We start from the raw sequence: 24366 nt of genomic DNA, 5'->3' as shown, positions 1-24366 counted from the left end.
GTCGACCTTGGTCGACACGCATTCAAGGCGCCGACCAAGGTCGGCCGCTACCAGAGTCGCGCCCGGCGCCCCGTACCGGGCGACCGCTACGCGTAAAGCCCATCGGCAGGTGTCGACCTTGGTCGACACGCATTCAAGGCGCCGAGCGTGCGCTCGGCTCTACACGTACACCTTAGCCACGCGCTTGACCGCGCACGGCAGCTGGTAGGCACTCACGCCACAGCGCGGCGCCAGCTCCGACAGCGTCGGCGCGCAACCCCACAGCTCCACCACGCTGCCGATGCCGGCCTGCGGATGCGCGGTCAGGTCCACCGTCAACATGTCCATCGACACGCGCCCGATCAGGCCGCCGGGCTGCCCGTCGATCAGCACCGGGGTGCCGTTCGGGGCGAACTGCGGGTAACCGTCGGCATAGCCAAGCGCGACCACGCCTACGCGGGTGCGTGCCTTGGCCACGAAGCGTGCGCCATATCCCACCGGTTCACCGGCTTCGATCCAGCGCTCGGCGATCACCTTGGACTGCATCGTCATCACCGGGCGCAGGCGCGCGGTCAGCGCGGTGCTGTCCGGCAGCGGGTTGGCGCCGTACAGCATCAGGCCGGGCCGCACCCAATCGCTGCGCACCTCCGGCCAGCCCAGCAGCGCCGGCGAATTGCACACGCTGGTCTCGCCGTGCAGGCCGTCGATGGCGCGCGCGAAGGTCGCGGCCTGCTCGCGGGTGCGCTCGCTGTCCAGTTCGTCGGCACGTGCCAGGTGGGTCATCAGCACGATGCGCTCGACCTGCGGCAGCGCCGACAGGCGTGCATGCGCCGCGCGGAAGCTGTCCACGTCCAGGCCGAGGCGGTGCATGCCGCTGTCCAGCTTCAGCCACACCGTCAACGGGCGCGGGCTGTCGAACGCCGCCAGTGCCTCCACTTGCCACGGCGAACCGACGGCGAACCAGAAGTCATGCTCGGCCACCAGCGCCATGTCGCTGGGCTCGAAGATGCCTTCCAGCAGCAGGATCGGCGCACGGATGCCGGCCTGGCGCAGCTCCAGTGCCTCTTCGATGGTGGCCACGCCGAATCCATCGGCCTCGCCTTCCAGCGCCTGCGCACAGCGCACCGCGCCGTGCCCATAGGCATCGGCCTTGATGATCGCAAGGGCCTTGCCACCGCCCAGTTCACGCGCGAGCCGGTAGTTGCTGCGCAGGGCGCCCAGATCGATCAGCGCGCGGGCAGGACGCATGTGCGGTTCTCGTGTTGCGGCGCGTGACCGTACTGGCCGTAGCGGAAAATATCCAGGCCTTCGGTGCTGATCTGCGGCTGTCGCGCGCTCATCAGGTCGGCCAGGTAGCGGCCCGAACCGCAGGCCATGGTCCAGCCCAGCGTGCCGTGGCCGGTGTTGAGGTACAGGTTGCGGAACGGCGTGGCGCCGATCACCGGCGTACCGTCCGGCGTAGCCGGGCGCAGGCCGGTCCAGAACTGCGCGCGCGACAGGTCGCCGCCCTTCGGGTAGAGGTCACGGACCACCAGTTCCAGGGTCTCGCGGCGGCGCTGCGACAGCGACAGGTCGAAGCCGGCCACCTCGGCCATGCCGCCGACACGGATGCGGTCGTCGAAGCGGGTCACCGCAACCTTGTAGCTCTCATCGAGGATGGTCGAGGTCGGCGCCATCGCCCGGTCGGTGATCGGCAGGGTCAGCGAGTAACCCTTCAGCGGGTACACCGGCAGGCGCATGCCCAGCGGTGCGACCAGCGCCGGTGAGTAGCTGCCGAGCGCAACCACGAAGCGGTCGGCGGTTTCCAGCTTGCCGTCGATGCGCACGCCGGTGATGCGGTCGCCATCGAACTCCAGCCCGGTGATGTCCTGGTCGAAGCGGAATTCAACGCCGGCATCCACGCACATCTGCGCCAGGCGGCGGGTGAACAGTTGGCAGTCGCCGGTCTGGTCACGCGGCAGGCGCAGCGCGCCGACCAGGCCATCGACGTGGGCCAGGGCCGGTTCGGCCTGGATGATGCCGGCCCGGTCCAGCACCTCGTACGGCACGCCGTACTGGGCCAGGATCTCGATGTCCTGCGCCGAGGCATCCAGCTGCTGCTGGGTGCGGAACAACTGGGTGGTGCCCAGGTCGCGGCCTTCGAATTCGATGCCGATCTGCGCGCGCAGCTCGTTCAGGCAGTCGCGGCTGTACTCGGACATGCGCACCATGCGCGCCTTGTTGATCGCATAACGCTCGTGGGTACAGTTGCGCAGCATCTGCCACAGCCAGCGGTACTGGGCCAGGTCCATGCCCGGCTTGATCGCCAGCGGCGCGTGCTTCTCGAACAGCCAGCCGATCGCCTTCTTCGGCACGCCCGGCGCCGCCCACGGCGAGGTGTAGCCGAATGACAGCTGGCCGGCATTGGCGAAGCTGGTCTCCAGCGCCGGGCCGGGCTGGCGGTCGATGACCGTGACTTCAAACCCGGCCTGTCGCAGGTACCAGGCACTGGTAGTGCCGATCACGCCGCTGCCGAGAACTAGGACTCGCATGGGACTTCTCCAACCCGATCATTCCCTGCACTGGAGCGTGCCGGGACCATAATTGGGGAAGTATAGACAGCCAATACCAGTTGATTTGCCTGATTTGAAATCAACCGGCAGGATGTTCTCCTGCAATTCATTCCCCAAGGTTGACGGCCATGGCCACCCGTACCCGCGAACTGGACAAGATCGACCGCAAGATCCTGCGCATCCTGCAGGCCGAAGGCCGCATCTCCTTCACCGAGCTGGGCGAGCGGGTCGGCCTGTCGACCACCCCGTGCACCGAGCGGGTGCGCCGCCTGGAACGCGAAGGGGTAATCACCGGCTATCACGCCCACCTCGACCCGGCCGCGGTGAAGGCCAGCCTGCTGGTGTTCGTAGAGATCAGCCTGGCCTACAAGTCCGGCGACATCTTCGAGGAATTCCGGCGCGCCGCGCTGAAGCTGCCCAACGTGCTGGAGTGCCACCTGGTGTCGGGCGACTTCGATTACCTGCTGAAAGCACGGATCAGTGAAATGGCTTCCTACCGCAAGCTGCTCGGCAGCACGTTGCTTACACTGCCGCATGTACGTGAGTCGAAGAGCTACATCGTGATGGAAGAGGTGAAGGAGACGCTGAGCCTGCCGATTCCGGATTGAGGCGGTTGCAGGATGGGGTCAGAGCCCGCTGTGCGGGATCCGACCCCGGTCGGCATCTGGCAAGGGGTCGGATCCCGCGCAGCGGGCTCTGACCCCGGTCATGGCGACAGTCAGCGCTGCTGCGGATGCTTCTGCGTGCGCTGTTCCTGCTGCTTGCCGCCCTTGTGCGGCGGCTGCGGCTCCATCTGCTGCTGTTGCTGTTGCTGTTGCGGGTTGCGGCTCTGCGGTTCCTTGCCGGGATGACGGTTCTGCTGGTTTTTCATGGTCGCGATCCAGTGGACGAAGGACATGCGGCGGCGGGATGCCGGCGCAGGGCCACGGTGGTCCCGGAACGGTTAATCGCAGGCGAAAAAGCAGTGATCGGCTGGATGTTGTTTTCGTGCGTTCAGCCCGCTCAGCGCCAGGTAGCGGCCAACCTTGGTGGCACCAGGACTCAGCGCTTGATCTGCTGCCCATCGCCGGCCGGCACGCTGTCGTAATAGCGGCCGGTGCGCGAATCGAACACGCGGTTCGGGCCGGCCGGGCGCACGCCCGGAACGATGCGGCCATTGCGGTCATAGACCTTGTCGGCCGGCTTCGGCACCGGCGTCGGCGCGACCCGGGCCGGACCGGTGGATCTGATCGGCTGCGCCGGCTGCGGCGACGGCAGCACCTGCGGTTGCGGGCGAGCGGCCTGTGGCGGTGGCGCCACGGGCTGCGGCGCCACGGTGGTCGCGCTGCGGGTCGCAGTCGGGTCGGCGGTCGGCACCTGCGCCAGCGCCACGATGGGCAACAGGGCCAGCAGCAGGGGAAGGATTGGTTTCATGGCGCGCTCCGGCGTGGATCGCGTTCACCTTGCGCCCGCCCCTGTGTGCCGCCCATGAACGGCCATCACACTTGCAAGGTCGCGTCTTCACCCCCACGTTTTCCGCCATCCCCAGGCCATCGACCCCACGGAGCGCCGCCATGACCGCCTTCGACCTGACGCCCCCCACTGCCACCCAGACCGAGGCGCTGATCGCTGGCCTCAGCAGCGAGGAGCGCCGCGTGCTGCTGCAGCACGGCACCGAGGCGCCGTTCTGCGGCGTGTTCCTCGACAACAAGCGCGAGGGGGTCTACTGCTGCAGGCTGTGCGCGCTGCCACTGTTCCGCTCCAGCACCAAGTTCGATTCCGGCACCGGCTGGCCCAGCTTCTTTGCCCCGTTCGACCCGGCGCACGTGCGCGAGATCCGTGATACCAGCCACGGCATGGTGCGCACCGAGATCACCTGCGCGCGCTGCGGCAGCCACCTGGGCCACGTGTTCCCGGATGGTCCGCCGCCCACCTACGAGCGACACTGCCTGAACTCCGTCTCACTTTCGTTCACCGGCAATGGCGAGCCCTGGCCCGATCCGTTGCAGCGTGGCGGCGCAGAAAGCGGCGTGGCGGGCTGAAACACCCCGCTGACCGATTTCACAGAATTCCCTCTTCAGAAAACCGGGCGACGGGCCGACAAGGAGATATCCCCTCTCCTTGCGTCGCCCCATGCTCATCATCGTTGGATTCCTGGTCGTCATCATCAGCGTGATCGGGGGCTACCTCGGTGCCCACGGCCGCCTGGGTGCCCTCTGGCAACCCTATGAGCTGGTCATCATCGGCGGCGCCGCGCTCGGCGCCTTCCTGGTCGGTACCCCGGCCAAGACGGTCAAGCAGACCCTGCAGGCCATGGTGGGTGTGTTCAAGGGCCCGCGCTACAAGCAGCAGGACTACATCGATGTGCTCAGCCTGCTCTATGAACTGCTCAACAAGGCCCGCCGCGAAGGCTTCATGGCGTTGGAAGACCATGTCGAGCGCCCGGCCGAAAGCGCGCTGTTCGGCAACTACCCCAAGGTGCAGGCCGACCACCACCTGATCGATTTCATCACCGACTGCCTGCGCCTGATGATCGGCAGCAACATCGAGCCGCATGAGCTGGAACCGCTGCTGGAACTGGAGCTGGAAAAGCACCACGCCGAGGCCATGGCACCCTCACAGGTGCTGACCAAGGTCGCCGACGGGCTGCCCGGTTTCGGCATCGTCGCCGCGGTGCTGGGCATCGTCATCACCATGGGCTCGATCGGTGGCGACATCGTCGAGGTCGGTGGCCACGTGGCCGGCGCGCTGGTCGGTACGTTCCTGGGCATCCTGCTGGGCTACGGCTTCGTCGGCCCGATGGCCGCCGCGATGGAGGCCCGCGCCGAGCAGGACAGCCGCATCTACGAATCGGTCAAGACCGCCCTGCTGGCCTGCCTGCGCGGTTACAACCCGAAGATCGCGCTGGAGTTCGCCCGCAAGACCCTGCCGTCGAACGTGCGCCCGGCCTTCTCCGATTTCGAGCAGCACCTGAAGACGGTCAAGTAAGCCATGGCCGAGAACAAGCCCACCGTCATCGTCCGCCGGGTCAAGAAGGCCGGCCACGCCGCCCATCATGGTGGTTCGTGGAAGGTGGCCTATGCCGACTTCGTGACCGCGATGATGGCGTTCTTCCTGGTGCTGTGGCTGATGGCCACCACCAACAAGAACGACCGTGCGGCCATTTCCGAGTACTTCCGCAACCCCAGCCCGTTGAGCGGTCAGAGCGCCACGCCGGCGCCCGGCATGGCCGGCCCGGGCGGCGCCAGCACCTCGATGATCAAGCTGGGCGGTGCCACCGACATTTCGCGTGGCAACAGCAACGACCCCTTCCAGAACCAGAAGGAAGCGGTACCGCAGCCGGTGGACCAGCAGCAGCGCGACAAGCAGCAGCTGGAAGCACTGATGAAGGAGCTGCAGGAAGCGATCAGCAGGAGCCAGGCCCTGGAGCCGTTCAAGGACCAGCTGCTGCTGGACCTGACCCCGGAGGGCCTGCGCATCCAGATCGTGGACAAGCAGAACCGGCCGATGTTCGACCTCGGCAGCGCCACGCTGAAACCGTACACGCAGCAGATCCTGCACGAGCTGGCCAACTACCTGAACCACGTGCCGAACCGGATCAGCCTGACCGGCCACACCGACATCACCGCCTATTCGGCTGCACGTGGCTACGGTAACTGGGAACTGAGCGCTGATCGTGCCAATGCCGCCCGCCGCGCGCTGGTGGACGGCGGCCTGGAGGACAACAAGATCACCCGCGTGGTCGGCCTGTCTTCATCGGTGCTGTTCGACAAGGCCGACCCGCAGAACCCGATCAACCGCCGCATCAGCATCGTGGTGATGACCCAGGCCGCCGAAGCGGCCGCTCTGGCTGGCGCCGGCCCGCAGGTCGGGCTGTCGGCACCTGCCGCTGACCCCGACGTGCAGGCCGCGCAGGGTGAGGCGCACTGAACCGGGGTCAGATCCCTTTCCCCTGGAAAGGGATCTGACCCCACCTGCGTGCGGCCGCTACAATGGCGGTCTTTCCGTTTCCAGGTGACCCCACCCCCATGTCCCAGAACTCCAAGGCCAAGCGCGACAAGCGCAAGAAGCAGCAGGCCAAGCGCCCGTTCCTGCGCCTGAACGCCCAGCAGCAGGTGCAGAACCATGCCGTGCTGACCAACGAAGACGGCCAGGTGGTCGCCGCCATCGGCCTGCAGGGCCGCGAATGGCTGCTGGCCATCGGTGGTCAGACCATGGGCAACGCCGAGAACCCGGTGCCGATGCTGGCCATGCTCAAGCACCTGTCCAACGTGCAGGAAAAGGAAGGCCGCAAGGTCAACCTGGAGTATTCCGAGCTGCTGCAGAAGCTGCTGGACACCCTGGCCGCCGAATCCGGCCAGACCGCTGACGAGTACCTGGACAAGCTGGTGTCCGAGTTCGAGACCGTGGAAGCCGAAGAAGGCGAAGAAGCCACTGAGGCCGCCGAAGGCGATGTGGTTGAAGCTGCTGCCGACGCCGAGGCCAGCCCGGCCGCTGACAGCGACAGCAAGCCGCAGGCCTGAACCGGCCGCGGCGGTGACGGTCTACGTCGATGACGCGGTGCATCCCTGGCGCGGACAGCGCTGGGCGCACCTGATGGCCGACACCCTGGCCGAGCTGCACGCGATGGCGGCGCAGCTCGGCATCCCACCGCGGGCCTTCCAGAACAAGGCCAGCGGTGCCCACTACGATGTCACGGCCGAGCTGCGTACGCAGGCGATCGCGCTTGGCGCGCGAGCGATTTCCCGGCACACCGATCGTGACCTGGTCAAAGCGGTGATTGCCAACGCCAGGGCGCAGTACCGGCCGTAGGCGCGCTGCCGTTTGCCTCCTGTAGAGCCGAGCCCATGCTCGGCTGCTCTACGCGGACTGCAGCCGAGCGCGGGCTCGGCTCTACATGCGCAGCGCTGCCGGCCCGTTCAGAACGGGTCGCTGCCCAGTCGGATCTCCACGTTCAGCAGCGAGCACAGCGCCAGCATCGCGTCGTCGTCACGGGTCAGCGCCATCACGCCGGTGAAGCCGTCGCTGCCGGTATCCACGCTCCACAGCGTGTAGTTGTGCTCGCGCAGGCGGTCGAAGGCGGTGGACATCAGCTGCACACCGTCCAGGTCCTCGGCGAAGTCCTCGTCATCCAGGTCGCCGCCCCAGTCCAGCTGCAGGTTGAAGCGCGCCGACAGCTCGTTGACCGCCGACTGCAGCGATTCCAGGTCGTCGCGCTCCACCTCGAAACCGGACTGCCAGGCGATGGCGGTGAACAGCGCCGGCAACCAGTCGCTGTCCGCTTCCAGCGGCTGCCCGTCCTCGGACAGGTGCTCGCGCCAGCGGTTGAACTGCTGCAGGGCCAACTCTTCGTCGCCCGGGTTGATCAGCACCAGCAGGTTCCAGACCCGCGCCTCGAATCCATCCTCGTCGAAGTCGTGGATGTCTTCCTCGAAGTCGAAATAGTCGCTGTTGTCGGGCATGGCGGAACGTCCTCTGGGGCAGGCCGGCATTCTACGGTTTATCCTGTGCCGCTGAAGCCGGCCTTGGTGGCCGTCACTGTGAATGAAGCGATGAGCGATACCCCTCCCGACCACCTGGCGATCAACCCGGCCAGCCCCTTCCATGATGCGCAGGCGCTGGAGCGCGGCGTCGGCGTGCGTTTCAACGACGTCGAGCGCGACAACGTCGAGGAATACTCGGTCAGCGAAGGCTGGATCCGCGTGCAGGCCGGCAAGGCCCGCGACCGCCGCGGCAACCCGATGACGATCAAGGTCAAGGGCAAGGTCGAGGTGTATTTCCTGGACCAGAAGCCGGAATAACCGGCTGTTCCGACCTGGGGTCAGATCCCTTTCCTGCGGAAAGGGATCTGACGCCGATCAACGCGGACCAAGGTCCGCACCCACCCGGGGTACACGGTCATTCGCGCTTGCGCGATTCCAGCAGGTCCAGGTTGCGGATCAGGCGCCGCGAGATCTCATCGGAGATCACCCCGCGCCGGGTCAACCGGAACAGCTCCTCACGCTCGGCATTGAGACCGGCGCTGCGCAGCTGGCGGTAACCCAGCTCCATGCGCCGCACTTTCTCCGGGTCCACGTCGGGCCCGTCGTTGTCCTTCTCCAGGTGCCGCTGATACAGCAGGCTCACCCGCGAGGCAGCGTCGTTGTACAGCTGCACGTTCTCGGTGTTCTGGTTCATCACCAGCTGCTGGCGCATGCGCTCGACCCCGGCCAGCGCAGCCTTGGACGACAGCCGGCGTGCCAGGTCCTCTTCCTTGCGCTCGCCCGAATCGGCCGGCAGCTGCAGGCCCTTCAGCAGCTGCGGCAGCGCCACGCTGGCGCCGACCAGTGAGAACAGGATCACCGCCGCGGCCAGGAAGATCACCAGGTCGCGCGCCGGGAACGCGCTGCCATCAGGCAGGAACAACGGCAGGGTCAGCACGCCGGCCAGGGTGATCGCGCCGCGCACGCCGGCCACCGAGGTTGCCACCACGATGCGCCAGTTCGGTGCCTCGCCGCGTTCCAGGCCTCGGCGGCGTGCACGCAGCAGGTTCCAGCGCAGCGACAACCATACCCACAGCAGGCGCAACAGGATCAGCGCCAGGTTGATCACCACCACGTACACCAGCAGCCACCATGCACTCTGGTGGCCGGACTCGTTCATGGTGGTGGTGGCACGCTCGACGATGCCGGGCAGCTGCTCGCCCAGCAGCACGAACATGATGCCGTTGAAGCTGAACTGCAGCATGTTCCAGACGCCCGCACGCTGTACGCGCATGCTGCCGGAGACACGGCCGGTGAGCTCGACGTAGCTCATCGCGATACCGGCCGCTACGGCAGCGAGGATACCCGAGGCATGGATTTCTTCGGCCAGCAGGTAGGCCGCGAACGGAATCAGCAGGTTGACCAGCATCGCCGCACCCGGTTCCTCGCCGAAGCGGCGCCACAACCAGCGCTGGAAGGTGGAGACACCGAGGGTGACCGCCACGCCCACCGCAAGGCCGGCCACCGCCACCCACAGGAAGGTCAGCGAGGCCGTGGCCAGCGAGAAGGAGCCGGTCATCACCGCCGCCACCGCGAAACGGAAGCAGACCAGGCCGGACGCATCGTTGAGCAGCGACTCGCCTTCCAGGATGTGCATCAGTCGCTTGGGAATCGGTGCCTTGGAGGCGATCGCGCCGACCGCCACCGGGTCGGTCGGCGAGACGATGGCCGCCAGCGCAAAGCACACCGCCAGCGGCATCACCGGAATCATCCAGTGGATCAGCAGGCCGGCACCGATGACGGTGAACACCACCAGGCCGAACGCCAGTTCGAGGATCGCGCCCTTGTCGCGGAACAGGCCCTGCTTGGGGATGCGCCAGCCATCAAGGAACAGCAGCGGCGGCAGGAACAGCAGGAAGAACACTTCCGGCTCCAGCGCGTGGCCGCGGTTGAACACCCCGGCGATGACCGCGCCCAGGCCGATCTGCACCAGCGGCAGCGGCAACGAGAACGGGAGGACGCGAACCAGGTAGCCGCTGGCGACAACGGCCACCAGCATCGCCAGGACGACTTCAATGGTATGCATGCTTCTTCCAGGAAGCGGCGCGCGGGGAGGCTCGAAGGCCAGCGCCGGAAACCCGGAAAAAACTACCACATGCGGCCATGAGCGCGACGGCCGGGGCGGTCGCGCGTCAGCCCCGGCTCATGCCCCGTCGAAGCGGTACAGGTCCATGGCGAGGAAGCCGGCATCGATGCCGGCATCGATGCGGCGTGCACCGAAGTGGTCCTCGCCGGCTGCGCCCATCGCGAAGAACAGCGGCAGCAGGTGCTCGTCGGTCGGGTGCGCGCGTTCGGCGAACGGTGCCTGCCGGCGGTAGTCGAACAGGGCCTGGCGATCATCGGCGGCCAGGCGCTGCTCGACCCACTCGATGAAGGGCCGCACGTACGGCGCTTCCTTGCCGTCCTGGTAGTCGCCCCAGTCGTGCAGGTTGTGGGTGATGCTGCCCGAGCCGACCAGCAGCACGCCCTGCTCACGCAGTGGCGCCAGCGCGCGGCCCAGCGCGAACTGGTGCCCGGGGCCGAGCAGCGGCTGGATCGACAGCGGCACCACCGGGATGTCGGCTTGCGGGCGCAGCAGCCGCAGCGGCACCCACGCGCCATGGTCGAGGCCACGCTGAGGGTCGAGCGCCACCGGCAGGCCGGCAGCGGCGATGCGGCGGGCCACTTCTTCGGCCAGCGCCGGATCGCCGGGCGCCGGGTACTGCAGTTCGAACAGCGCGCGCGGGAAGCCGCCGAAGTCATGGATCGTCGGCGGCTGCGGATGCGCGCCGACCAGCGGCTGCCGACCCAGCCAGTGCGCCGAGGCCATCACGATGGCGCGCGGCGTCGGCAGGTCGCGCGCCAGCTCGGCCAGGCGCACGCCGACCTGGCCCGGATGCAGGGCGGTCATCGGCGAGCCGTGGGAGATGTACAACGAAGGCAGGCGGGACATGGAATGCTCCAGTTGCAGGATCAGGCGGCGATCAGCGCGAACGCAGGGTCCACTTGCCGTCGCCGACCAGGAACAGCACCACCAGCGCCAGTGCCCAGAACGCCGGGTATTCCCAGCCGCCGCCGGCATTGGCGAAACCGAAGCCGTTGGCGCCGTGCACGGTGACGATGGTGCCCAGCAGCAGCGGCACGCCGGCCAGGCCGACCCAGCGCGCGTAGATGCCCAGCAGCAGCGCAGTGGTGATCACCAGCTCGGCGCCGATGGTGAGGTAACCCAGCGCGCCGGGCAGGCCCAGCGATTCGAAGAATGCCGCCGTGCCAGCCGGGGTGAACACCAGCAGCTTGATCAGCGCATGGACCAGGAACAGCACGCCCAGGGCCAGGCGCAGCAGGGTGGCACCGTACGGGGCCAGCGGCGAAACGGGAGGGGGGGGCGGTGTGCATGGGAAGCACCTTGAAGGGAGTGGATACAGGTTATTGCTACTTCACGAGCCGATAAATACGATCGTCTGACGGTATTTATTTCATAAGGCGCAACAATGGACACCCTCGAGGCGATGCGTGTGTTCGTAGCGGTGGTCGAGCGCAACGGCTTCAGTGCCGCGGCACAGGCCCTGGACATGTCGACCGCCGGCGTCACCCGCCAGGTCGCGGCACTGGAAAAGCGCCTGTCCACCCGCCTGCTCCACCGCACCACGCGGCGGGTCAGCCCCACCAGCGCCGGCGCCGCCTATTACGCCCAGTGCGTGCGCCTGCTGGCCGAGTTCGACGCGCTGGAGGCCAGCATCGGCGCGCAGGCGCTGGAACCCTCGGGCACGCTGCGCATCAACGCACCGGTCAGCTGGGGCATCGCCCGCCTTGGCCCGTTGCTGGCCAGCTACCGCGAGCGCTTCCCGCAGGTGGAACTGGACCTGGCCCTGTCCGACCGCCTGGTGGACATGGTCGAGGAAGGCTACGACGTGGCCATCCGCATCACCCGCGAGCCGAGCCCGGCGCTGATCGCGCGCCGGCTGGGCGAATCGCGGGTGAGCCTGTGCGCGGCGCCGGCCTACCTGGCTGCACGCGGTACACCACAGACGCCGCAGGACCTGCAGGATCACGCATGCCTGAGCTACAGCTACTGGGCCGCTGGCGACCACTGGCCGCTGCAGGGACCCGGCGGTGAAGTGAAGGTGGCGGTGAACAGCCTGCTGCACGCCAACAACGGCGACGTGCTGCGCGAAGCGGCGATCGCCGGCATGGGTGTGATCCTGCAACCCGACTTCCTGCTGGAAGACGCGCTGGCTGATGGCCGCCTGGTGCGCGTGCTACCGGAATGGGAAGCCTCGCCGATCGGCATTTTCGCGGTCTATGCCAGCCGCAGCCACCTGGCGCCGAAGGTACGCAGCTTCATCGACCACCTGGTGGAGGCTGGGGTGTAGCCGAGTCTGGCGTTTGCCGGTAGTGCCGGCCGCTGGCCGGCAATCAGGCACGTCCCGGTCCTGGGCGAATGCCGGCCAGCGGCCGGCACTACCACTTAGGCGGCCACCTCATCCAGCGCGTCGATGATCCGCTCCAGCGGCGCCGGCCGCCCCAGCAGGTAGCCCTGCACCTGGTCGCAGCCATGCGCAGCCAACCAGTCCAGCTGCCCCGGCGTTTCAACGCCCTCGGCGATGATGGTCAGGCCCATGCTGTGGCCGAGCGACAGCAATGCGCGGCAGATCGAAGCGTTGCGCGGATTGGTTTCCACGTCCGCGACGAAACTGCGATCGATTTTCAGGATGTCCAGCGGCAGGTGCTGCAGGTAGGACATGCTGGAATAGCCGGTGCCGAAATCGTCCAGCGACACGCTGATGCCCTGCTCGTGCAGGCGCTGCATGGTCTGCATCGCCTGCGCCGGCTTGCGCATCAGGCTGCTCTCGGTCAGCTCCACGTGCAGTGCGCCGCGGGCCAGTCCGAACTCCTGCTGGACGCGGGTGAACTCGGCCACCAGGTCGCTGTTGAAGAACTGCACTGCCGACACGTTGACTGCAATCGGCAGCTCGCCCCAACCGGCCTCGACCAGCCGCCGCTGTGCCTTCGCCGCGGCGCGGATCACCCAGCGGCCCAGTGCCAGGATCAACCCGGTGTCCTCGCACAGCTGGATGAACTCGTTGGGCGGGATGAAGCTGCCATCGGCCTGCGGCCAGCGCAGCAGGGCCTCCAGCGCGGCCGGGCTGCCATCGCTGGCGTGCCGGATCGGCTGGAAGTACAGCTGGAACTCGTTGTCGATGGCGGCGTGGATGCGCCCCGCCAGGCGCAGGCGGTCGGCCAGCCGCGTGGTCACTGCCGCATCGAACCAGACCACCACGTTGCCCTCGGCACGCGCCGCGTGCGCGGCCTGCGCGGCCATGCCGATCACCTGCTCGGCGCTGTGGCCGTCACCGGCAGTGTGCACGGCCACACCGATGCGCGGTTCGAACTGGTGCAGTGAATCCTTGCCACGCATCGGCGCTGACACGATCTGCAGCAGGTCATCCAGCACGCGCTGGGTATCGTGCTCGGCCCCGATCGCGAACACGAAGTCTTCCGCCGGCTGGAATGCCAGCGTGCCGCAACGCGCCCCCAGTCCACCGAGCCGGGTCGCCATCGACTGCAGCACCGCATCGCCGATCTCACGGCCCAGCGTATCGGCCACAAGCTGCAGGCCACGCAACTGCACGAAGGCGATGGTGTAGCCCTGCTGCTGCTCGTCCAGCTGTTCGGTCAGGGCGCGCACGTTGAGCAGGCCAGTGGCCGGGTTGTGCCGTGCCCGATAGGCCAGGTCGCGCTCGTAGGCCAGCCGTTCGCTGACATCCTCGGCCAGCACGAGGCACGCGGGTTGTCCGTCGAAATCGAGCCTGGACAGGTGTGCGCGCACCTCGAACACACTACCGTCCTTGCGCCGGTGCAAGCGTACGGTCGCGTCCGGTGGATCGCCCACCTGTGCGCGCTGGATGGCACCACGCACTTCGTCCCAGCCTTCGCGCGGGCGGATGTCGAGGATGCTCATCGACAGAAACTCGTCGCGGCTGTAGCCGTACTGGCGCACCGCAGCGTCGTTGACCTCGATGAAGCGCAGCGTATCCGGGTCGAACACCCAGAACGGTGCAGGATTGCGGTCGAACAGCAGCCGGAAGCGGCGTTCGACCTCGCTCACCTGCTCGCGCGCCTGGTAACGCTCGCTCAGGTCGGTCAGCGCGCCGATCATGCGCCGCTCGCTGTCGGCCACTTCCACCCGCTGCCCACGTGCGCCCACCCAGCGCACCTCGCCCCCGGGCAGTACCAGGCGGAACACCTGGTCGAGCACGGCGCTGCCGGCGAATGCCTGGTCAAAGGCATGCTGCAGGCGCGCGGCATCGTCGCGGTGCACGCGTGCGAAGAAATCGGCAACCGGCAGCGCATCGGTCTGCACGCCAAAGATCTCGCGCGCCAGCGGCGACCAGCGCAGCAGTGCGGCGTCCTCATCCACGTACCAGGTACAGACACGACCGACCTGGTGCGCAAGACGCAGCTCGGCGTGGCCTGTTTTCAGCTCCTCGGCCATGGCCTGCTGGCTGCGGGTGCTGCGCCGCACGGCGTACAGCAGCACCAGCAACACCGCGATGTAAGCCAGTACGATCGCCACCGACGCCTGCAGGTACGGCCACCACGGCGCCAGTACGTCTTCGTCGGCCAGGCCGACCTGCACCGCCAGCGGGCTGTGTTCCAGCGTGCTGATGGTGATGATGCGCGGTACGCCGTCGACCACACCCGGCACGCTTCCCAGCTCGACCACCGCCTGCGTGCCGAGCAGGTCACGGCGCGGCAGGTCGTAGCGGCGGCCCACCGTGCCGTGCGGATCAGGCACGCGGGCCAGCATGTAACCCTCGGCATCGCTGATCGAGACCAGTCCGTTGGGGCCGACATCGAGGCCGCCGACGATGCGTTGCAGTTCGCCACAGCGCAGCCGTGCCAGCAGCCAGCGCCCGTCGGCCATCGCCAGCGCCAGCGGCACCACCCAGCCGCCATCGCTGGCCCGCTGCGGCGGGCCGATGTACAGCGCGCTGCCCAGGCCACGGCGCTGCGGATCGGTCCACAGCGGCAGCTGCAGGTCGCCCGTGCCGGCCGTCAGCGGTCGGCCATGGCTGTCGAGCACGACGATGCTGTGCAGCTCGGCATGCCGGCGCAGCACGCCGCCGATGGAGGCATCCATCAAGGCCGGCGCCTGTACCGGCACACTGCGGAACACCTCGGCGGCGTCGGCGGCGATGCCGGACAGGGCGCGTTCCAGGTTGCGCAGCTCCAGCGCCAGCAGGCGCTCGCTGCCCACCGCCAGCGCGCGGCTCTGCCGCTGCGCCGCTTCCAGGCGGCGGTGGTAGTCATTGACCAGCATGAGGGTCAGGCCGGTCACCAGCAGAACGCCCAGCAGCACACCGCCCCAGGTGATGGCGCGCAGCGGCCGTGCCAACGCCCGTTTCAGCGCGGGCATCGGTTGTTCTTCCTTGTGCAGTCGGCTGGCTTCATGCGCGAACGAATCCTCCACGTCCCCGACCTCAACGGCCGGCGAACGCCATTCTTGACGCCTGACCCCACCCTGCATGGCCACCTCCCCCGTGTCCACGCAGGGCTCCAGGGCCCAGCATGCACCACCCCGGTGACGGCGTGAAGATCGCGTCTGCGCGTTCAGCCAGATCCTGCACAGGACGGGCGGCGCAAGGACGCGGCCAGTGGCGCCGGAGCGGATTAGACTTGGGGTTTTCCGCTGCAAGAGAAGTCCATGTCCAAGCTGCGCCGTCCCACCCTGGCGCTGGCCATCGTTGCCAGCCTGTCCCTGGCCGCCTGTGACCGCCGGGCCGAACCGGCCGCCGGTGCCACCGCGCCGGCCGATGCCGCCCCCGCTGCGGCCAAGCCGATGCTGGGCAGTTTCGGCTTCGATGCCAGCGGCATGGACCGCAGCATCGCCGCCGGCGACGACTTCTTCGGCTTCGCCAATGGCACCTGGGTGAAGAACACCGAGATTCCGGCCGACCGCTCGCGCTTCGGCAGCTTCAACGTCATTGCCGAGAAGACCCTGGCCGATACCCGCGCCATCCTTGAAGGGGCGGCCGGCAACACCAAGGCCAGCGGTGACGACAAGCTGATCGGCGATTACTACGCCGCCTACATGGACGAGGCTGGCATCGAGCAGCGCGGTCTGGCGCCGGTGCAGCCGCAGCTGAAGGCCATCGATGCGATCGCCGACAAGGCCGGGCTGGCCCGCGCCCTCGGCGGCGACCTGCGCGCCGACGTCGACCTGCTCAACGCCACCAACTTCTACACCGACCGCCTGTTCGGCCTGTGGGTCTCGGTGGACATGCTGCAGCCGGACCGCACCGCGCCGTACCTGGTGCAGGGCGGGCTGGGCATGCCCGACCGTGACTTCTACCTGGGCGATGGCCGCATGGCCGAGCTGCGCAAGCAGTACCAGGCCTACATCGCGCAGATGCTGCAGCTGGCCGGTGTGGCCGACCCGGCCGGCAAGGCGCAGCGCATCCTGGCGCTGGAAACGAAGATCGCGCAGGCGCATGCCACCCAGGAAGAAACCAACGACGTGACCAAGGGCGCCAACCCCTGGACCCAGGCCGACTTCAATGCCAAGGCGCCGGGCATGGACTGGAGCGCGTTCCTCGATGCGGCCGCGCTGGGCAACCAGCAGGACTTCATCGTGTGGCAGCCCAAGGCCGTGGCCGGCCTGTCCAAGCTGGTCGCCACCGAGCCGCTGGACGCCTGGAAGGACTACCTGGCCTTCCACGCGCTGGACCGTGCCGCCGCTTACCTGCCGAAGAAGTTCGCCGATGCCCGCTTCGCCTTCCATGGCACCGCGCTGAGCGGCACGCCGCAGCAGAGCGACCGCTGGAAGCGCGCCGTGGATGATGCCAACCATGCCGTCGGCGAAGCCATCGGCAAGCGCTATGTCGAGAAGCACTTCGACGCCAAGACCAAGGAGCGCGCGGACGAGATGGCAAAGAACATCATTGCCGCCTTCGCCAAGCGCATCGACGCGCTGTCGTGGATGTCGCCGCAGACCAAGGCGCATGCCAAGGCCAAGGTTACCGGCCTGACCGTGGGCATGGGCTATCCGGAAAAGTGGCGCGACTACACTGGCCTTGAGATCCGCCGTGATGACCCGCTGGGCAACGCGCAGCGCGCCGAGCTGTTCGAGTACCAGCGCAACATCGCCAAGCTGGGCAAGCCGGTCGACCACAGCGAGTGGGCGATGCTGCCGCAGACCATCAATGCGATGAACGTACCGCTGGAAAACCGCCTGGTGTTCCCGGCGGCGATCCTGCAGCCGCCGTTCTTCGACGGCGCCGCCGACGACGCGGTGAACTACGGTGCGATCGGCGCGGTGATCGGCCACGAGATCAGCCATGGCTTCGACAACGCCGGTGCGCTGTTCGATGAAACCGGCAAGCTGCACAACTGGTGGACCGCCGAGGACCTGAAGCAGTTCAACGCCGCCGGTGATGCGCTGGCCGCGCAGTTCAGCAGCTACGAGCCGTTCCCGGGCGTGCATGTGAACGGCAAGCTGACCCTGGGCGAGAACATCGCCGACGTGGCCGGCCTGGGCACCGCCTACGATGCCTACCAGCTGTCGCTGCAGGGCAAGCCGGGCCAGACCCTGGAGGGCTTCACCCCGGACCAGCGCTTCTTCCTCGGCTTCGCCCAGGCGTGGCGCAGCAAGAGCCGCGAGCAGGCGCTGCGCAACTCGCTGCTGACCGATGTGCATGCACCGGGCCAGTTCCGCGCACTGACCGTGCGCAACATCGACGCCTGGTACCCGGCGTTCGAGGTGAAGGAAGGCCAGAAGCTGTACCTGGCCCCGGACAAGCGGGTCAAGGTGTGGTGATGTAACCCGAACGGGCGCCGCGAGGCGCCCGTTTCATTTCCGGGTAGCGGCCAACCCTGGTTGGCACCCACCAAAACCATGGTGTCAGTAGATCCACGCCATGCGTGGATGAAGCTCTATCGCGAAAGGCGTGCCAACCAAGTTTGGCACCTACCAGGCAACCGCGGGCCACTCGCGCAGGATCTCCACCGGAGCGCCCATGCGTGCACAGGCGCGACTGGCCAGGCCATCGGGCAGTGCGCGGCGGAACAGCGGCGCCATGCCCTGCATCAGCTTCGCAGACGCCGCCGCCTGCGCGCGCTGGCGGCCACTGCGTTCAAGCATGCCTTCGGCCCAGTCCGGCAGCAGCGCCGCGCCCGCACCGAGGAACACCTCGCGCGACAGCCCCGGCACCGGTACCGGCAGGCGCACGCCGGACAGCACCTCCAGCACCTCGCGCGAGCGCTCATCCACACGCAGCTCCGGCTGACGTGCACAGAAGTACGCCGCCACTTCCGCTTCGCTGCGCGGCACGTCCACCGCGCCCAGTGCCTCGGCCACGCAACGGTACTCGTCGTAATAGCGATCGGCGATGTGCGCCGGCACCTTGCGCCCGTAGCGTCGGAAACCCTGCAGGAAACCGAAGGCTTCGGTCACGTGCACCCAGGTCAGCAGTTGCGGATCGTCGGCGGCGTAGGGCTCGCCCTGCGCGGTCTGCCCGCGGATCTGCGCATGGATGCGGCGCACCTTGGCCACCAGCGCCTCCACCTCGCCGCTGGGCGCATAGCTGGTGCCGGCAACGAAGGCCGTGGTGCGGCGCAGCCGACCCACCAGGTCCTGGCGGAAATTGGAGTGGTCATAGACCCCGGCCAGCGCGCGTGGGTGCAGTGTCTGCAGCATCAGCGCGCACAGGCCACCGGCGAGCATCGAGGGGAATTCGGCGTGCAGCCGCCAGGTGACGCTGTCCGGGCCGAACCAGCCCGGGTCGCCCTGCGGATGGTCGTAATCGATGCCGCTCTGGCCGCGCGGGAAGGCGTCCAGTACCCAGCGTCGGATCGGCGCGGTGACGGGGCGGGAGAGTCGCTGCAGCAAAGCCGGCATCACAGGTCCAGGAGAGGCGGAAGAACAGTCGCGTCTTGCGCGGTTGGCTCCGATTCTCGGCGATCACGCCTCCTGCGGCGAGCCTCCCCGCTCAGCGACGGTTTCATGTGCGGCCGCAGCACGTTTCACCCTGCGACATCCTGTCGCAGGCCGCGACTGCGATGCTGCATCGCACCAATTTTCACTCCCGCCGGTCAAAGCCTTGCGCCGCTTGGCATTGCCCCCATTGCACGGCTCGCTGGAAGTGCTAGAACTGGATCCGCCACACCGTCCAATGCTGATCGACGCACGTTCCACAAGGAGCCAGCCATGATTGCCTTGTTCAAGGGTTTGGGAATTCTGCTTCGCGACAACGAGCTCTACAGCAGCCCGTTCGACAAACAGGTGGCGCACTGGCGCAACCTCAGCGAGCAGCAGATCCGCGATGAAGTGGCGGTGCTGGCCCAGGCCAAGTGCCAGTGGCTGATCGCCTCGATCGTCGGCTGGCAGGCGGCCTCGCTGCTGATCCTGGGCCTGATCGCCAATTACCTGTGGCGCGATGACTTCCATATCACCTTCACCCGCGTGGTGATCGTGTTCGGCTCGTGGGTCTCGATCCTGTTCGTGATCTGGTTCATGGCCAACATGTTCGATCAGCAGGCCGGCTTCGAGCGCTGGATGAAGGCGTTCAACAGCCGCGCCCGCATCAGTTCCAAGGCCGACAGCGTCGAACACGTGGCCGAGGCGCTGGACCTGGCCGAGCACTACCCGGAAGTGCTGGACTACAAGCAGGCGGTCACCGCCAGGCGCGAACTGCGCCACGAGGACATCCGCATCATGACCGAGATCGGCCGGATGAAGCAGCACTCCGAACTGGTCGGCCGCCTCAACCATGTGGGCGAGACCGAGCACCATCACGACCTGACACTGCAACCTGCCTACTGAGCCTTCAGGGAAGCGGGGGGACCCACACTGCCACCGTGATCACTCACGGTGGCAGTGTTCTATCGGGTCTTGGCTGACGCACTGGCGGAAGCCGTCGGGCAGGCCACGCATGGCCTCGGTCTTGCCTGCTGCAACTGCGAACCGGCGCAGCGGCGGTGTGGTACACGCCGCATCGGGGCTGCAGCCCGGATCGAGCACCAGGTAGTGGCAGGCACCACTGCTGCTGGCAATGCACTGGAAACGAGCCTCGCCATCGACGACGGTAGCCTTGCTGTACAGCGTGTCCACGCCGTTGGCGTGGGTGCGCGTGATCGAGGGGTTGCGGGACCTTTCGCAGCCGGCCAACGCCAGCACGACAATGCACGCAATCAACAGTCGGGGCATGTTCGTTCCTCGGTGAAGGGGATGCTGCTGCGGCTACATGCCGCGGAACAGGCTCATGAACGGCTGGCTGACCACCAGCGTCTCCGTGCGCCCGCGCAGGCGCAGCACGCCGCGCCCGGTATCGTCGCGGCTGACCGCCGCCACCGCCTTCATGTTGACGATGGTCGAACGATGGATCTGGCGGAAGTGCTGCGCATCGAGCACTTCCAGCAGCTCGCGCAATGGTGTGCGCAGCAGGCTTTCGCCGGTGGCGGTGACCACGGTGGTGTACTTGTTGTCCGCGCGGAAGTAGGCCACGTCTTCCAGCATGATCAGCTGCGTCTCGCGCCCGTTGCTGGCGGTGATCCAGGCCAGTGGCGGGCGCTCGGCAGCGCCCTGCGATGGGCCCAGCCGCTGCAGCAGGCGCTCCAGCACAGCATCGTCCTGGCGCGTCGATGGCAGCCGCGACAGGATGCGCTCGCGGGTGGCCAGCAGGCGCTCGTCGCTGACCGGCTTCAACAGGTAATCCATCGCGCCCTGCTCGAACGCATCGATGGCGTACTGGTCGTAGGCGGTGACGAACACTACCTGGGTGCGCGGGCTCAGCTCGGACAGCGAGCGTGCCACCTCGATGCCGCTGATGCCAGGCATGCGGATATCGAGAAAGGCGATGTCCGGCTGCTTCTCGGCCAGCTGCTCCAGCGCGCTGGCACCATCCTCGCACTCGGCCACCAGCGCAAGGTCCGGCCACAGCCGGCCCAGCTGCTCCACCAGTGACTGCCGCAGCAGATCCTCGTCTTCGGCGATCAGGGCTTCAAGCGGCATGGCTGCGCTCCTTGTGCGACTGCGGCAGGGTCATGGTCGCTGCCACGCCGCTGGGGAAGTTGGCGACGATCGCCACGCCGGCCTGCTCACCGCAGGTCAGGCGCAGGCGCTCGCGCAGGTTCTTCAGGCCGATGCCGGTACCACTGGTGCCCTGGCCGAAGCCGAGCCCGTCGTCGGCCACGGTCACCGTCACATGGTCATCGAAGCCGCGCGCCAGGATCCAGATCGTGCCTCCGCCGGGCTTGGGTTCAAGGCCATGCTTGATCGCGTTTTCCACCAGCGTCTGCAGCGCCATCGCCGGCAGGTGCACGCCATGCAGTTCGTTGGGCACCTGCACTTCCACCGCCAGCCGTGCGCCCATGCGGATGCGCAGGATCTCCAGGTAGGCGCGGGTGCGTTCCAGCTCCACGCCCAGCGTGGACACCGATTCGTCCACCTGTGGCAACGAGCTGCGCAGGTACTGGATCAGGTGGCCGAGCATCTGCTCGGCCCGTGCCGGGTCGGTGCGGGTCAGCACCTGCGCATTGGCCAGCGTGTTGTAGAGGAAGTGCGGTTCCACCTGCGCATGCAACAGGTTCAAGCGCGCCACCGACAGTTCCTTTTCCACTTGGGTCTGTTCGGCCGCAGCCTGTTCGTCGCGGCGCTGGTCGGCGACGCGGCGACTGATCGCGCGGGTGACTGCTTCGGCGTTCTCGAAGTTGCTGCCCTCGTCCAGCGCCAGCAGGTCGGCCCACCAGCCGGCATCGGGTTCGAACAGCAGGGTAACGGTGCTGGTGCCCTGCCCCGGCGTGACCGTTGCCAGCACGCTGTTGCGCTTGATCGCCAGCCGCGCCGGCAGGTTCCAGCGCGACGGCTGGCGGCCATTCCAGAGGTCGACCCGGCGCACATAGGCGCGCACCTGCAGGCTGCCGGCCGAGCTTTCCACATCCTCGACACGCGGCAGCTCGGCGATGGCCGCTTCCACCACGGCGTAAGCCTGGCCGGCATCCATCGGCAGTTCCACCTGGCGGCGCTGGCGCCCGGACAGCGTGGTCGAATCCAGCCGGCCGGCGACCAGCCAGACCCGGCGTATGTGCGTGATCGCGCTGCCCAGTGCGGAGATCATCAGGAACATCGCCAGCAGGCCGAACACCCAGCCCGGGCCATCGTTCATGCCGCTGAAGATGCCGCTCCAGACCATGCCAGCGACGAACAGCGCCGCAGCCCAGGCCAGCAGGTGACGGAACAGGAGTGAAAGGCTGGCGAACACGGCGGCGCCTTGGAGGAAGGGGGTGAGCCGAGCATAGGGCGGCCGGCCGGGCAAGCAAGCGGCCTGCGACGAAGGGCCGGAAAGTGCGGATGGAAGCCGCTATGGAAATGCCGGGAACGCGCCTGCGCATTCGCGCTGGCGCTCCCACGGCTCGCCTGCGCAAGCCGTGGGCCCCATCTCACCAGCACCCACACCCCCGCGCCTATGGCGCCGCCCCCTGACTCAGGGGACGGTTGCCCGGACCGAGTGCGGTTGCCGGCCCGCGGCCGGCACTACCGAACGCCCTTACTTGCGCTGGTCGGCGCTGGCGTCACGCACGGCGCGGAACGACTCGTCCTTGCTCCAGTTCGGCCAGCTGCGCGCGTTGGCCAGCTGGTTGCCCAGCGTGTACAGCACTTCCAGGTCGCGGGCGGCACCGGCGAACACCCAGTCCGGCTGCCATTCGTCGCCCTGCTGGTGGTAACGCTTGGCGGTGTAGTCCTCGGAGGCCTTCTTGCCTGCGGCGACGCCACCGTCCACCCAGTCCTGGCCGGCCGACCAGGACAGCGCCGGCACGCCACGCTTGGCGAACGGGAAGTGGTCGGAGCGGAAGAACAGTCCCGCTTCCGGCTTCGGGTCCGGCGTGTAGCGGATGTCCCAGCCCTTGGCCACGTCCTTCAGCTGGTCCAGCAGCTCGAAACGCGCGGCACCGTAGATGCCGAAATCACGCGACGGACCGAACGGCGCCATGCCGTCCATGTTGATCACCGCCACGGTCTTTTCCAGCGGGTACAGCGGATGGGTGGCGTAGTACTCCGAACCCAGCAGGCCCTTTTCCTCGGCGGTGACCGCCAGGAACAGCAGCGAGCGCTGCGGGCGCTCTTCCTTGGCGAAGCCACGGGCCAGCTCGATCAGCGAGGCGGTACCGCTGGCGTTGTCCAGCGCACCGTTGAAGATGCGGTCGCCACGCGCGTCCGGCTCGCCCACGCCAATGTGGTCCCAGTGCGCGCTGTAGATGATCGTCTCATCCGGATGGCGGCTGCCTTCCAGGCGTGCGGCCACGTTGTGCGAGGTGATCACTTCGGTCTTCACCGCGTACTTCGCGTCCAGGCTGGCGCCGGTCAGCGGCACCGGGGTGAAGTCGCGCTGCTGCGCCTTTTTCTTCAGCGCCTCGAAGTCCTGCCCGGCGGAGCGGAACAGCTCCACGGCCAGGTCGCGCTGGATCCAGCCTTCCAGCAGCGGGTGGCTTTCGGCCGGGTTGTCGCGCACCACGTCGAACATGGTGTTGGTGTTGGAACCTGCCACGGTGGCCCAGCCATAGGAGGCCGGTGCGGTCTCGTGCACGATCAGCACGCCCAGTGCACCCTGGCGCGCGCCTTCCTCGTACTTGTAGGTCCAACGGCCGTAATAGGTCATGCCCTTGCCGTCGAAATCACCTTGGCCGGTTTCGAAGTCCGGATCGTTGATCAGTACGACGGCAATCTTGCCCTTCAGGTCCACGCCCTTGAAGTCGTCCCAGTTGCGCTCCGGCGCTTTCACGCCATAGCCGAGGAACACCAGCGGGGCCTTGCTGATGTCGACGTTGCTGGCGCCGTTCATGGCGGCGCGCACGGCAATCTGCTTGCCCTGCTCCAGCGCAACGGTCTTGCCGCCCTGGTGCAGCGCCAGCTGCGGTGTGCCGACGATGTCGCCCTTGCGCAACGGCACGGCCTGGGTCCAAAGGCGCTTGCCGTCCTTGAGGTCGCCGCCCGGCTGCAGACCGGCGTCGGCAAACTGCTTGCTGAGGTAGGCGATGGTCTTCTCTTCGCCGGCGGTGGCCGGCGAGCGGCCTTCGTAGGCGTCGGAGGCCAGTTCCTTGACGTCGGCGGAGATCCGCGCGCCATCGAATTTCGGGGTGGCCGCCATCAGTGCGCTCGACACCGACAGGGCCAGCACGCCCAATACCACTCGTTTCATTGCTCTCTCCAGCAGGGAAATCCTTCTGGAGTGTAATGGGATTCGGCAGGGCTGCGCCCTGCACCCGCCGAAGCCAGGGCAGCAGCAACAGCTGGAGCAACAGCAACAGCAGAAGCAGGCATTCGGTGGGATGGCGGGGTGGGTCCGGTTGCGGGGGAC

24 protein-coding genes are annotated in these 24366 nt (G+C 67.6%); 10 read left to right on the top strand and 14 right to left on the bottom strand.

Translation table 11 applies throughout. The features are described 5' to 3' along the window. Positions 1-159 precede the first annotated feature (159 nt). Together alr and HMPREF3114_RS19295 are read right to left on the bottom strand one after the other, a co-directional pair. Entirely contained in the window at positions 160-1227 is a 1068-nt protein-coding gene (alr, locus tag HMPREF3114_RS19300) for an alanine racemase (protein WP_053498060.1), read from the bottom strand. After that, on the bottom strand, positions 1206-2510 hold the full coding sequence (locus tag HMPREF3114_RS19295; protein ID WP_053498062.1) for a D-amino acid dehydrogenase: 1305 nt from the start codon (positions 2508-2510) through the stop codon (positions 1206-1208). The genes alr and HMPREF3114_RS19295 overlap by 22 nt, the downstream gene beginning before the upstream one ends. Positions 2511-2659: 149 nt before the next feature. On the opposite strand from HMPREF3114_RS19295, the gene HMPREF3114_RS19290 reads away from it, so the two are divergent. Then, positions 2660-3139, top strand: a complete 480-nt coding sequence (locus HMPREF3114_RS19290) for a winged helix-turn-helix transcriptional regulator (protein WP_005407919.1) — start codon at positions 2660-2662, stop codon at positions 3137-3139. Positions 3140-3249: 110 nt separating this feature from the next. Here HMPREF3114_RS19290 and HMPREF3114_RS19285 read toward each other — a convergent pair whose 3' ends face one another. Beyond that, positions 3250-3429 (bottom strand): hypothetical protein, encoded by a 180-nt coding sequence (locus HMPREF3114_RS19285; RefSeq protein ID WP_053498064.1) that lies wholly within the window; start codon positions 3427-3429, stop codon positions 3250-3252. A 143-nt stretch (positions 3430-3572) separates the two neighbouring features. Further along, positions 3573-3944 (bottom strand): hypothetical protein, encoded by a 372-nt coding sequence (locus HMPREF3114_RS19280; RefSeq protein WP_053498066.1) that lies wholly within the window; start codon positions 3942-3944, stop codon positions 3573-3575. Between the two features lie 140 nt (positions 3945-4084). On the opposite strand from HMPREF3114_RS19280, the gene msrB reads away from it, so the two are divergent. From msrB to HMPREF3114_RS19255, 5 genes are all read left to right on the top strand, one after another. Continuing rightward, positions 4085-4552 carry a peptide-methionine (R)-S-oxide reductase MsrB gene (gene msrB, locus HMPREF3114_RS19275; protein WP_005415117.1) on the top strand — a complete coding sequence of 156 codons (468 nt, stop codon included), beginning with the start codon at positions 4085-4087 and terminating at the stop codon, positions 4550-4552. Positions 4553-4643: 91 nt separating this feature from the next. Then, the gene (gene motA / locus HMPREF3114_RS19270) at positions 4644-5498 is read left to right on the top strand and encodes a flagellar motor stator protein MotA (protein ID WP_005407915.1); all 855 of its coding nucleotides are present in this window, start codon (positions 4644-4646) and stop codon (positions 5496-5498) included. A gap of 3 nt (positions 5499-5501) precedes the next feature. Next, complete coding sequence (gene motB, locus HMPREF3114_RS19265) at positions 5502-6440, top strand: flagellar motor protein MotB (RefSeq protein ID WP_053498068.1); 939 nt, start codon at positions 5502-5504, stop codon at positions 6438-6440. A 98-nt stretch (positions 6441-6538) separates the two neighbouring features. Then, positions 6539-7033: a hypothetical protein gene (locus tag HMPREF3114_RS19260; protein WP_005415115.1), complete on the top strand. Its 495-nt coding sequence runs from the start codon at positions 6539-6541 to the stop codon at positions 7031-7033. A 13-nt stretch (positions 7034-7046) separates the two neighbouring features. Continuing rightward, on the top strand, positions 7047-7322 hold the full coding sequence (locus HMPREF3114_RS19255) for a DUF4031 domain-containing protein (RefSeq protein WP_005415114.1): 276 nt from the start codon (positions 7047-7049) through the stop codon (positions 7320-7322). A gap of 107 nt (positions 7323-7429) precedes the next feature. Here the strand turns inward: HMPREF3114_RS19255 and HMPREF3114_RS19250 are convergent, their stop codons facing one another. Beyond that, positions 7430-7972 (bottom strand): DUF6630 family protein, encoded by a 543-nt coding sequence (locus HMPREF3114_RS19250; protein ID WP_053498070.1) that lies wholly within the window; start codon positions 7970-7972, stop codon positions 7430-7432. A gap of 90 nt (positions 7973-8062) precedes the next feature. Here HMPREF3114_RS19250 and HMPREF3114_RS19245 point away from each other — a divergent pair, with 90 nt between their 5' ends. Next, entirely contained in the window at positions 8063-8311 is a 249-nt protein-coding gene (locus HMPREF3114_RS19245; RefSeq protein ID WP_005415112.1) for a DUF3297 family protein, read from the top strand. Positions 8312-8408: 97 nt separating this feature from the next. Here the strand turns inward: HMPREF3114_RS19245 and HMPREF3114_RS19240 are convergent, their stop codons facing one another. The 3 genes from HMPREF3114_RS19240 to HMPREF3114_RS19230 form a co-directional block, all read right to left on the bottom strand. Further along, a complete protein-coding gene (locus HMPREF3114_RS19240) occupies positions 8409-10058 on the bottom strand; it encodes a Na+/H+ antiporter (RefSeq protein ID WP_005415111.1) in 1650 nt (549 codons plus the stop codon). A 117-nt stretch (positions 10059-10175) separates the two neighbouring features. After that, entirely contained in the window at positions 10176-10964 is a 789-nt protein-coding gene (locus tag HMPREF3114_RS19235; protein ID WP_053498072.1) for a dioxygenase family protein, read from the bottom strand. A gap of 31 nt (positions 10965-10995) precedes the next feature. Next, positions 10996-11436, bottom strand: coding sequence for a DoxX family protein (locus HMPREF3114_RS19230; protein WP_080375072.1), 441 nt, complete (start codon positions 11434-11436; stop codon positions 10996-10998). 66 nt (positions 11437-11502) lie between these two features. Between HMPREF3114_RS19230 and HMPREF3114_RS19225 the strand changes: the two genes are divergently transcribed. After that, on the top strand, positions 11503-12384 hold the full coding sequence (locus HMPREF3114_RS19225) for a LysR family transcriptional regulator (protein ID WP_053498076.1): 882 nt from the start codon (positions 11503-11505) through the stop codon (positions 12382-12384). A 95-nt stretch (positions 12385-12479) separates the two neighbouring features. On the opposite strand, the gene HMPREF3114_RS19220 is transcribed toward HMPREF3114_RS19225, so the two are convergent. Next, positions 12480-15542 carry a bifunctional diguanylate cyclase/phosphodiesterase gene (locus HMPREF3114_RS19220; protein ID WP_053498078.1) on the bottom strand — a complete coding sequence of 1021 codons (3063 nt, stop codon included), beginning with the start codon at positions 15540-15542 and terminating at the stop codon, positions 12480-12482. Between the two features lie 177 nt (positions 15543-15719). Here HMPREF3114_RS19220 and HMPREF3114_RS19215 point away from each other — a divergent pair, with 177 nt between their 5' ends. After that, positions 15720-17831: a M13 family metallopeptidase gene (locus HMPREF3114_RS19215; RefSeq protein WP_070490462.1), complete on the top strand. Its 2112-nt coding sequence runs from the start codon at positions 15720-15722 to the stop codon at positions 17829-17831. 150 nt (positions 17832-17981) lie between these two features. Here the strand turns inward: HMPREF3114_RS19215 and HMPREF3114_RS19210 are convergent, their stop codons facing one another. Then, complete coding sequence (locus HMPREF3114_RS19210; RefSeq protein ID WP_053498082.1) at positions 17982-18911, bottom strand: oxygenase MpaB family protein; 930 nt, start codon at positions 18909-18911, stop codon at positions 17982-17984. 309 nt (positions 18912-19220) lie between these two features. Here HMPREF3114_RS19210 and HMPREF3114_RS19205 point away from each other — a divergent pair, with 309 nt between their 5' ends. Beyond that, complete coding sequence (locus HMPREF3114_RS19205) at positions 19221-19835, top strand: hypothetical protein (RefSeq protein WP_049411437.1); 615 nt, start codon at positions 19221-19223, stop codon at positions 19833-19835. A gap of 39 nt (positions 19836-19874) precedes the next feature. Here HMPREF3114_RS19205 and HMPREF3114_RS19200 read toward each other — a convergent pair whose 3' ends face one another. The 4 genes from HMPREF3114_RS19200 to HMPREF3114_RS19185 all read right to left on the bottom strand — a co-directional run bounded on the left by HMPREF3114_RS19200 (position 19875) and on the right by HMPREF3114_RS19185 (position 24207). After that, the gene (locus HMPREF3114_RS19200; RefSeq protein WP_070490460.1) at positions 19875-20219 is read right to left on the bottom strand and encodes a hypothetical protein; all 345 of its coding nucleotides are present in this window, start codon (positions 20217-20219) and stop codon (positions 19875-19877) included. Positions 20220-20252: 33 nt separating this feature from the next. Beyond that, positions 20253-21023: a LytR/AlgR family response regulator transcription factor gene (locus tag HMPREF3114_RS19195; RefSeq protein ID WP_005415102.1), complete on the bottom strand. Its 771-nt coding sequence runs from the start codon at positions 21021-21023 to the stop codon at positions 20253-20255. After that, positions 21013-22272, bottom strand: coding sequence for a histidine kinase (locus HMPREF3114_RS19190; RefSeq protein ID WP_053500753.1), 1260 nt, complete (start codon positions 22270-22272; stop codon positions 21013-21015). The genes HMPREF3114_RS19195 and HMPREF3114_RS19190 overlap by 11 nt, the downstream gene beginning before the upstream one ends. A gap of 285 nt (positions 22273-22557) precedes the next feature. Beyond that, positions 22558-24207: a M28 family metallopeptidase gene (locus HMPREF3114_RS19185; protein ID WP_070490458.1), complete on the bottom strand. Its 1650-nt coding sequence runs from the start codon at positions 24205-24207 to the stop codon at positions 22558-22560. Positions 24208-24366 lie beyond the last annotated feature (159 nt).

The sequence above is a fragment of the Stenotrophomonas sp. HMSC10F07 genome, from assembly GCF_001807895.1.
Classification (GTDB): Bacteria; Pseudomonadota; Gammaproteobacteria; order Xanthomonadales; family Xanthomonadaceae; genus Stenotrophomonas; species Stenotrophomonas sepilia.
Note: the sequence above shows the minus strand (reverse complement) of the source record. Positions and strands in the feature narration are given on the sequence as shown.